Origin of the sequence: Lactobacillus sp., assembly GCF_051873315.1 — a bacterium.
Classification (GTDB): Bacteria; Bacillota; Bacilli; order Lactobacillales; family Lactobacillaceae; genus Lactobacillus.
Map to the genome: position 1 here is coordinate 1 of NZ_JBJEES010000071.1, position 8,950 is coordinate 8,950.

Below are 8,950 nucleotides of genomic sequence, written 5' to 3' on the forward strand. Positions count from 1 at the left end.
ATTATATCAAGAATTGGTAAGAAACGTTGCTATTTAACATTGGATGAAATGAATAATTTTTAGCAGTTACACCCTCTTTGTTTACTCTTTCTTTTTTCTCTTTATGCTGATTCTCTCTTGTTACTCTGCTGATTTACTTCTTTTTCCTTCTGGCTGTCCAGCTAGCTGTCAAGGCCGCGCTGACGCCGATCGCCGCGTAGGCCCAGATACCGGTCGCGCCGGCTTTTGGCAAGGCAAAGTTTTCACTCTTCGCCTGGTTCAAGATGGTGATCTCCCCATTCTTGATCCCATTGTTGTTCCGGTAGCTGCTGGTGTATCCTGGCACCGCCTCCTCTTCTGCGAAATATACTAAGCTGTTTCCATCTTTATCTTCTTGCGGCAAGTCACTCCAGACATATTGCCAGTTGTTGGCACTGGAGAGCTTGACCGTGTCAACCAAGGTCTTACTAGTCTGGTCAATCGCCAGCTGCGGATCTGTCTTGTCGATTTCCGGTGAATTGATCCAACTGTTGGCCTTAATGACGATATTTGTATCTTCATTAAGGGCACTGGAAGCAAAAGCCTTGCTGCCAGACTGCAGCTGCTGGTCAATCCCGTTAACCAGGACGCTGGCTAAGCCGGAACTATCAATGGCTCCCTGCTTTTCCCAAGACAGGCTGACCGTGCTGCCCTTGGCGACTGTCCAGTCATAGCTGCTATTTGTATTGCCCCAGCCATCTATAACGGTTACCTTGACCTTCACCCCATCCAGCTTCTTGACAGCCCGGTAGAGGTGAACCGTAATTTCCGGCACTCCAGCCTGGCCGGCCGTGCCGTCATGGTTCAGCCAGGTCTTGCTTACCTTCAATTGGCAGTAGCTGTCTGGCACGTAGATTGAGCCGCCGGCACTGGCAAAGAAGTGAACGTTCTTTTGCCCGCCAATTTCATTTTGGATATTTGCAGCAAGACCGCTGTAGATCTCGCTCTTGCTCTTCTTGCCGTTCATCCAGGACAGGTAGTAGTAGTTCTGGTTGAGGCCGTAGCCTTCTGGCGCCTTAGTTTCCTTGATCCGGTAGACCGCGTTGTTGTCTAAGTCAGCAACAACAACCTTCCCTTCTTTATCTGTCGTCAAGTTTGATGAAACCTTCTTCCAGCTGCCGTTGTCCTGTTCTTCCAGGCTGAACTGGGCTCCTGGCAAAGTCTTGGCATTGTTGTCCGCGTCGACCTTGTAGACGGTCACCTTTTTAGCCGCGATGGAAGCGGAGGAGTCGCTGTTGGTCAGTTTGCTGGAAGTATTTGCTGAGTAATGGCCAGCCAGAGAAGCGCTGTTGGAAACAGTCGGATCAATGTTGTCCCCACTGTCAAAACTGTAATGGTAGACCAGAACGCAGGCCTGCTTGTCTGGCAGTTCCAGCTTTAATTGCTGCTTGTCTGGGTCATAGTTCAAGCTGTATAAGCTTGGATCTAATTCCTTGCCCAAGTGGTCCTTAGCAGTTGGGTCATACTGGTAAAGCTTGGTTTCTTTCAATTTAAGGTAAGCCTGCATCCCGTCCGGCATGGACAACTGGTCGGTCAAAATAACCGTGTCCCCGTTTGGATTAAGGTCATCAGCCGCCGGATTGATGTTGACCTGGTAGGCAACTTCATTGGTCAAGCTGCCACTTGCATCCTTGACCTGGCTGCCAGTCTTGGCCAAAACGGGAACATCCCGCTTGATGGTTGTCTTCTGGCTGTCTTCATCACCTTTAAAGCCCGCGGTGTTGACATAGGTCTTGGAAGTATTCTTCATGTCCTGCCAAGTCCGGTCATCCGTATAAGAAGCCTGGTAGGTCAAGCGGATCTTTTGCTCACTGCTGCTGTCATAGCCTGCTGGCAGAGTAATCGTCAGTTTGGTCCGGCCATCAGCCAGCTTTTCTGCCGCGATTTGCGGCTTCTGGTCTTTTTCCAAGTCATAGCCGTTGTCTTGCTTGGTCCAGGTATACCAGTCATTTGAGTAAAAGGCCGCCTTCAGCGAATCTTCAACATAGGTCAGGCCTTGCGGCAATGTGTCTGTCACAACCAGCTTGCCGCTTGAATCCTTGTCCACACTGAGCAAAAGACTGTAGTAGATCTTGCCGCTGGCTTTGGCCATATCCTGGGTGATCGGCTTGCTTTGGTAGCTGCCGGCATCCCCGGTTAAGCTGGCCTGCTTGCTGATGTGGCTCTTAACTGAGAAGCTATGCTGGTCATAGCTTTCCTTGTTCTGCTTTTTGTCATTGACGCTGACCAGTTCCCCCCGGTTGTAGTAGGTCCAGGTTTCACCAGCCACGGCTTCACTGACTTTAGCGCGGGTTGAATAGTGAATGGTGTACTTAGTTGGCGTCAAAGTTCTGCCGTTCACAGCAGTCAGCTGCAACTTAAACTTCTGTACCGGTGTTGAAGAATCAGTGTTCTTGACCACCTGTCCGTTTTTGTCATAGCAGGTAAGTTCCAGCTTGTAGTCTTGGCCTAAAACATAAGTATTGCTGCCATCAGTCAAGCTCTGCTGGCTCTTATCGGTTAATTCCCGGTAAAGCTCACTGGCTAAAGCATAGTGGGTGCCGCTTCCCCGGTCAGTTACAACTTCATCATGGCTGGTATAGCTTGAAGCGTTATAGATGTCATCCTCATAAGTCAAGGTAGACAGCTTTTCACCAGTCAAGGTCATGTCAGAGTGCCACTTGTAGCGCTGCTCGTCAGCGTTCAGTTTTTCTTCGCTATCGTATTGCTTCTTCAGGTCACAAGTCTTGCTTTCCTTGGTTACGGTAGCTTCACCGCTTGAATTGTAGCTGTGGCCGTCACCTTTAAAGTCAGCCTTATTGGTCACCTTAGTGTTTGCCGCTAAAGAATTTGTCTTGGTCTTGTAGACGATCTTGAAGCTGTGCTTCTTCAAGCTATCCGGCAATTTTGAAAAGTCCAGCTGAATCTGGCTGTCACCTTTTTTGCCCTTGACGATCAGCTTGCTTAAAAGGCTGGCTGACTGGCTGTAGTCGTCTACGTCAGTGATCGTTATATCATCGTCCAAGGTCAGCTTGCTTGGCAGATCATCGCTGAGCTGGTAGTGACTGATGTCGCGGCGATCATCATTGACGGTGATCGTCCATTCAATTTCGCCATTGCTGGAGCTGCCGGATTTGGAAACCATAGACTTGGAAACCGTCTCCTGGTCGCCGCCCCAGCTTTCTTTTTTACCGGAGGTCGCCTTGACGCTGTTGCCGACTTGGACGTAGCCGTCGGTATTTTCTTTAGGCGTAATGCCAACTGAGTAAGTAATCTTGTAGGATTCACCCTTGCCCAGCTGCGGAAGATTTTTGATTGTAAAAGTATCGCTGTCAATCTGCGGCTTGTAGTCCGACAGACTCATCTCTGTCTTCTTGCCGCTGGCATCTTCTTTGACAATCTTGAAACTGCTGTCGTCATACTTGCCAGTCGCGTTATTGATCCAGGACAGCTTGTCAGTGACGTCAACTTTGTCCGGGCTGCCGTTTTCACTTGAAACGGTGACTGTATAGTCAACCCGCTTTTGGTCGCCAGAGACCTGGCCGGTCTTTTTAACGGAAACGTCTTTTGTGTCAGCTTCCTCCTGCTTTTTCACCGTGATGCTGGTGCCCGAACCCGGAAAGACCAGAGGCTTGTCGCTGGAGGAGCTGGAATTTTCCAAAGTCCCATTGACCTGCAATGTCCCGATCTGGTTGGCAGCCGGGTCAAAGTTTTCATTGAAACTGATCTCAACCTTACCAGAAGTGGAAATTGTGTAGTCACCGATTATCTTGCTGGAATCATTGCTGTCATAAACATGACCGGTCTGCTGCTTGTCAATCCTAAAGCCGTCCGGGAACTGGTAGGTTACCTTGCCCTTGTCCGCCAGAGAGTCATGCGGAATCGTGTAATCAATTTTGACCCGGACGTTTGCTCCGTTTTCCAAGCTGCTGCCGCTGTCAATCTTGACCCATTTTTCCTGGCCATTGACATTCTGCTCGGTAGAAATTGTCAGATCATCGATCCATTTTTCTTCAGCGAGGTCCGCACTGCTCTTTACCGCGGCCAGCGCAGAAGAAGGAGCCTGGATATATTCCGCTATCCCGGCCCCGCAGGGCAGAAGCAGGCTTAAAGCGAGCATCAGCGCTGTCAGCAAGTGGAGAAGCTTCCAGCAGCTCTTCTTTTTAACCCATTTCATTGCAAATCACCCATTTATCATCTTTTCTTACACCAAAATAATTTATAGTCTTCTTTTCCAAATTTAGAACATCACTTATACCATTGTGAGCATTGTTATAAATTTGAATAACACTTGATTAATACACAAACTTGTTTTCCTTAGAGGCCATTAAGCCTTTTGGTATCTATCGTTACTAAATATAAGCCTTTAGTATTGCTTAGACAAGGTTTTTTCACAAAAAAGTAATTAGTTTTTAGTTATCATATAGGGCTTAAATTTATTTTGAGAAAATAATTGAATTGTATTACAGATATAGTTTCCTATACGCAGCTATTACACATTTTTGTAATATCGTAATACTAGTCGCTATAAAGCTATACAAGACAAAAAAACAGGGCTCTTTCACTCTTTGTGAAAAAGTCCTGTTTACTTTTACATTAACAAGCAATATTGCTCTTTTGACCAGAAATTCTACTTAAAGGCCTACTTATACTTGATAACGACCTTGGTACCCACCTTCAGCTTGCCTGAAGTCCGTTGGCCATACAGCCAGCGGGCGTCGCTCAAGGTCAAGCGGATGCAGCCGTGGGAGTCCGGCTTGGTCCCCTGCACAGTCAAGTGAGCATTGCTGCCGACGCCGCCGTAGCCATAGTGGTAGCCCTTGTAGTAGACGCCAGAGCCGTAGTTGTTGATCGGCACGCTGTGGAACAAGTAGTCACTGCCATAGTAGGCCATGTAGTAACGGGCCCCTACGCCGTCTGATGAAACAAAGGACGGGCCGTAAGCTGCCTTGATCGAGAAGGTGCCGCGCGGCGTGTCGCTTTGGTACTTGCCATTAGTCATTTCAAAACGGCCGGCTGAAGAGTACATGGTGTAGATGACCTTCTTGCCGCTCATGACGTAGACCCGGTTGCCCAAAATGGAAACCCGGATCCAGACATTCTTGTACTTGGCCAGGTTCGGGTAAGCCCGCTTCTCACTTGACTTGAAGTAGTAGTCCCCAGTCTTGGCCCGCATGTCTGCTGGGTCATAGTAAGGAGCGTTGGCCGGCTTATGAAGAACCTGCTTGTAGCTAACCTTGATTGTAACGTTCTTGGTCTTGCTAGTCACTGTCTTGGCCTTAACCTTAGTCGTGCTACGCTTGTAGCCGCTTATAGCAGGAACCTTATAACTCTTCCAGGTCCCTTTTGACCACTTGCCATAGCTCTTCTTAGAGCTGGTCGAAGTCTTGGTCAATTTGTCATCTGTATAGGTTTTAGTCGTTGTCGTGGTCGTTGTTACCGTTCTGGAAAGCTTAACCTTTTGAGTGATGGTCTTGTTCTTGCCCGGCCGGTCCAAGATGATCTTCCGGGTCTTGGTTACATATTGCTTCTTCTTGCTCTTCTTGACCGACTTCTTGGTCGTCACGACTGAAGACACTTTAACCGTGACATCTACCGTATCGGTCGACTTATCAGTGTAGGTTACTAAAACAATCCCTTTAACCGTGCCAGCCTTGGCGGTGCTTGGCGCCTGCTTCCAGGTCACGCTGGCCACGTTCTTGAGACTGGAAAGGTTGCTGATAGCTGAGCTGGCCGACAAAGTCTGGCCAACCTTGGCAGTCAAGCCAGTCTTGGCTACCGGGCTGTTCTGGCTGGCATAACTGGTTACTACTAAGTCGACTGCAACTTCACTGGTCGTCCCGTCAGTATAAGTGATGACTACCGTTGCCTTCTGGCTGCCGGCAGTTGACACGTCTGGCGTGGTCTTCCAGCTGTAACCCTGGACGCTCTTTAAATCAGACTTGTTGCTGATGGCGTCAGAAGCATCCGGCAGCGTGCCGACGGTCGTGGTCAGCTTCTGCCCCTTGGCTTCCTGCTGGTTTAAAGCAGTAGATGCATCCGACGTATCCGTAGTCGTATTAGTTGACGTATTGGTCGTCGTGTCCGTCGTCTGCGCCGTATCCGTGTCGGCCAAGACAGCTTGGCTGCCGATTCCGCTGGTCAGCAGGGTCAAAGCGGCCACTGAAAGCAGAGTAAGATACTTTGACTTTTTCATAATTTCCTCCGATATCTAACAGGTGCTCAGGCGCTTCATCAAGCGCGGCATATAAGCAGAGATTTGCGTTGGCCGGACAAGGTAGGAAGACTGGTAAAGGTCGTCTCCTGCCCTTGAATGGCAGTAAACCGCTGCTGAAACACTGGTCAGCTTGGGGCCAAACTGGCCAATAAAAGCGGCAATAATACCGGCTAAAGTATCGCCCATTCCGCCCGTAGCCATCCCTGGGTTGCCGGCTGAATTGCGGTAGATTTCACCTGTAAAGCCATATACTCGCGTTCGATGTGCCTTCAAGACCAGTATAACATTTTTCATTTCGCCCGAAAACAAACGCGAAAGAGCCGCTTGATTGGTCTGGTCTTCCTGGTCAGCAATCTTGATCCCGCTCAGCCTCTGCCATTCCATCTGGTGGGGAGTCAGAACGACTAAACCAGCCTGGAGATTTTTGAGCAGGTCTGGCCTTTGACTGAGCAGATCCAAGGCGCTGGCGTCAAAAACAATAGTCTGGCCAGAACCTGCATGCTTGCAGACTGCTTCCAGAATTTTCCAGGCTTTTTCATCCAAGCCCAGGCCCGGACCGCACAAAATTACGTCAGACTTGGAAATTTGCTCAGCCAGATCTGAATTGTAGTCAAGCACGGCTGCTTCTGGCAGGCGGGCGTGGAGGGCGGCGAAATTGACCGGGTCAGTCGCTACCATCGTTAGGCCCGCTCCCGAGCAAACCGCGGCCTCAGCAGCCATGCTGATGGCTCCGCCGTACTGGCGATTTCCACCAATCAGGAGGACCCGGCCGTAATTGCCCTTGTGGCTTTCAGCCGGTCGGGGGCGGACCACCTGCCGGGCTAAATCTTCATCAATGCTTTTCATTTTTACTTGCTGCCAAAAATGCTCCGCCACAGACGGACGAAGAAGTTGGCCTCCTGATTGTCCTTGGTTGCTACAGCTGGCGCGGTCACCGTCTTACCGCTAAGAGATGGCAATTTTCCGCTAGTTGCTGAAAACTTGTAGCTGGCCAGCTTGCTCCCCTTCTTTACAGGTGCTGATACTGCAGTCTTGGACAAAGAGGTTTGCAGCTTGCTGCCCTGCTTGGCCCAGATGGTCACCGTCTTGCCCAAAACAACTTTGCTGCTGGTTTCCTTGCCTTCTGGCACCTTGACCGTGTTAGCCCCGCTGATGCTGGACCCCTTCTTCAAGGTAACAGCCGTGTAGTTCTGGTAAACATAGTGCATCAATTTGGCCGTTTGCACGAAACGGGACGGGTCCTGGCTGTTTGCGTGCTTGGCGCCCAAAACTACAGTGATGATCCGGTGGCCGTTTTTCTTCACTGTCCCGGCAAAGCAGGCACCTGCTTTGTCAGTAGTCCCCGTTTTCAAACCGTCAACTGGCAGGTCAGAGTAGTAGCTGCTGAGCCCCTTCAGCATCCAGTTCCAGTTGGTCATCTGGCTTTGAGTTGAGCCGGATGAAAAAGTCGCGCTGGTGATTGAAGTCGTCTGCAAGACTTCCGGGAAGTCCTTTAAGAGCTTCTGGCAGACGATAGCCATGTCAGTGGCTGACATCTCATTTTCAACATTCTTGCCTACGCCCGGGTAAGCCGCTGAGCCAAGGTTGCCGTTGGCCAAGCCGCAGGCGTTATAGATCTTGGCGTCCTTGATCCCCCAGCTGGTCAAAAGCTGACGCATCTTTTTAACAAAAGTCACCTGGTCGCCGCTGACAGCCTGGGCCAGGGTCATAGCTGCCCCGTTGGCGGATTCGATCAGAGTAGCCCGGTAGAGCTCCTTGATCGTGTAGGCATGGCCACTGGTCAAAGGCACGTTGGAATACTCGGTGTTCTGGCTGACCTTGGCAATCGCGGCCGTTGGCTTGGCCGTGCTGGTCCAGGACAGCTTACCTTGCTTAATGGCCTGCAGGGTCAGGTAAACCGTCACCAGCTTGGTCATGGAAGCAATCTGCCGCGGAGTCGTGGCATTCTTGGCATAAAGGATCTGCCCGCTGTCGGCATCAACGGCAATCGCGGCCTTGACGTCCAGATTCAGGTCCTGCTGCTGATAGTTGGCAGTTGCCGCCGCAACCGGCGCCGCCTGCCAAGTACTTATTCCGGTCAGCAAAAATCCACTGGCTGCCAGACTCAGCAGCGCCTTTTTTATCTTTTTTAACAAAATCGCTCCTCTTTTCAAAAAAAATTACGAAAATTTTGAATTAGCACTTCCATTTTACCAAATTTTTGCTATTATTAAATATGTGCTGAGGCACGAGATGCCCACTTGGCGGAATTGGCAGACGCGCAGCGTTCAGGTCGCTGTTCTGGCAACAGAGTGAAGGTTCGACTCCTTTAGTGGGCATGAATGAATAGCTGGGACGTCCAGCATGGGAGTTTTGAGAGCTGACCTTAGGGTCGGCTCTTTTTTTGCTTCTACTGCCTTTTTAGCCTAGCAAAGTAATGGAAAACTGCTCCTAAGAAAGAGTAAATATTTTCTAAAAGAGAAAATATAGAAAAAAGAATAGAAGGCAAAGACAAAAAAGAAGATCTCCCTCAAAAAAGGAGATCTTCTTTTGCTCTTATTCGCCGTTTAGACTATTAGTGAGAAGCACCTGAAGTAGTGTCTGGCGCGGTTTCTGGAGATGAAGCACTAGTAGTTGCTTGAACTTGCAAAGCGTCAGCCTTGTCTTCTGAGTGACCAGATGCACCTGAAGCCGCGTCAATGTCCAAACCAAACTTTTCAGCAAAGTATGAGAATGGGTGCAGAGCTTCTGCGTGGT

General features: G+C 49.7%; 5 protein-coding genes, 1 tRNA gene and 1 pseudogene. 1 reads left to right on the forward strand and 6 read right to left on the reverse strand.

Going from position 1 to position 8,950, the window contains the following annotated elements; genetic code table 11:
- Window positions 1-133: 133 nt before the first annotated feature.
- The 5 genes and pseudogenes from ACI32D_RS04690 to ACI32D_RS04710 all read right to left on the reverse strand — a co-directional run bounded on the left by ACI32D_RS04690 (window position 134) and on the right by ACI32D_RS04710 (window position 8,349).
- On the reverse strand, window positions 134-2,110 hold the full coding sequence (locus ACI32D_RS04690; protein ID WP_439775476.1) for a SpaA isopeptide-forming pilin-related protein: 1,977 nt from the start codon (window positions 2,108-2,110) through the stop codon (window positions 134-136).
- Window positions 2,111-2,458: 348 nt separating this feature from the next.
- A pseudogene (locus tag ACI32D_RS04695) lies at window positions 2,459-2,665 on the reverse strand (hypothetical protein); the annotation flags it as partial.
- Window positions 2,666-4,639: 1,974 nt separating this feature from the next.
- Window positions 4,640-6,193 carry a Rib/alpha-like domain-containing protein gene (locus ACI32D_RS04700; protein ID WP_439775472.1) on the reverse strand — a complete coding sequence of 518 codons (1,554 nt, stop codon included), beginning with the start codon at window positions 6,191-6,193 and terminating at the stop codon, window positions 4,640-4,642.
- Window positions 6,194-6,208: 15 nt separating this feature from the next.
- A complete protein-coding gene (locus ACI32D_RS04705; protein WP_439775473.1) occupies window positions 6,209-7,060 on the reverse strand; it encodes an NAD(P)H-hydrate dehydratase in 852 nt (283 codons plus the stop codon).
- Window positions 7,061-7,062: 2 nt separating this feature from the next.
- The gene (locus ACI32D_RS04710) at window positions 7,063-8,349 is read right to left on the reverse strand and encodes a serine hydrolase (RefSeq protein ID WP_439775474.1); all 1,287 of its coding nucleotides are present in this window, start codon (window positions 8,347-8,349) and stop codon (window positions 7,063-7,065) included.
- A gap of 99 nt (window positions 8,350-8,448) precedes the next feature.
- Between ACI32D_RS04710 and ACI32D_RS04715 the strand changes: the two genes are divergently transcribed.
- A tRNA-Leu gene (locus ACI32D_RS04715) sits at window positions 8,449-8,532 on the forward strand.
- Between the two features lie 236 nt (window positions 8,533-8,768).
- Here the strand turns inward: ACI32D_RS04715 and ACI32D_RS04720 are convergent.
- Window positions 8,769-8,950, reverse strand: a 182-nt coding sequence (locus ACI32D_RS04720; protein WP_439775475.1) for a hypothetical protein, incomplete at its 5' end; no start/stop codon positions are given.

Excerpts from the sequence above, each read along its gene's own strand:
- ACI32D_RS04690 (WP_439775476.1), bottom strand. The coding sequence starts at position 2,110 with ATGGCCAAAGCCAGCGGCAAGATCTACTACAGTCTTTTGCTCAGTGTG.
- ACI32D_RS04700 (WP_439775472.1), bottom strand. The coding sequence starts at position 6,193 with ATGAAAAAGTCAAAGTATCTTACTCTGCTTTCAGTGGCCGCTTTGACC.
- ACI32D_RS04705 (WP_439775473.1), bottom strand. The coding sequence starts at position 7,060 with ATGAAAAGCATTGATGAAGATTTAGCCCGGCAGGTGGTCCGCCCCCGA.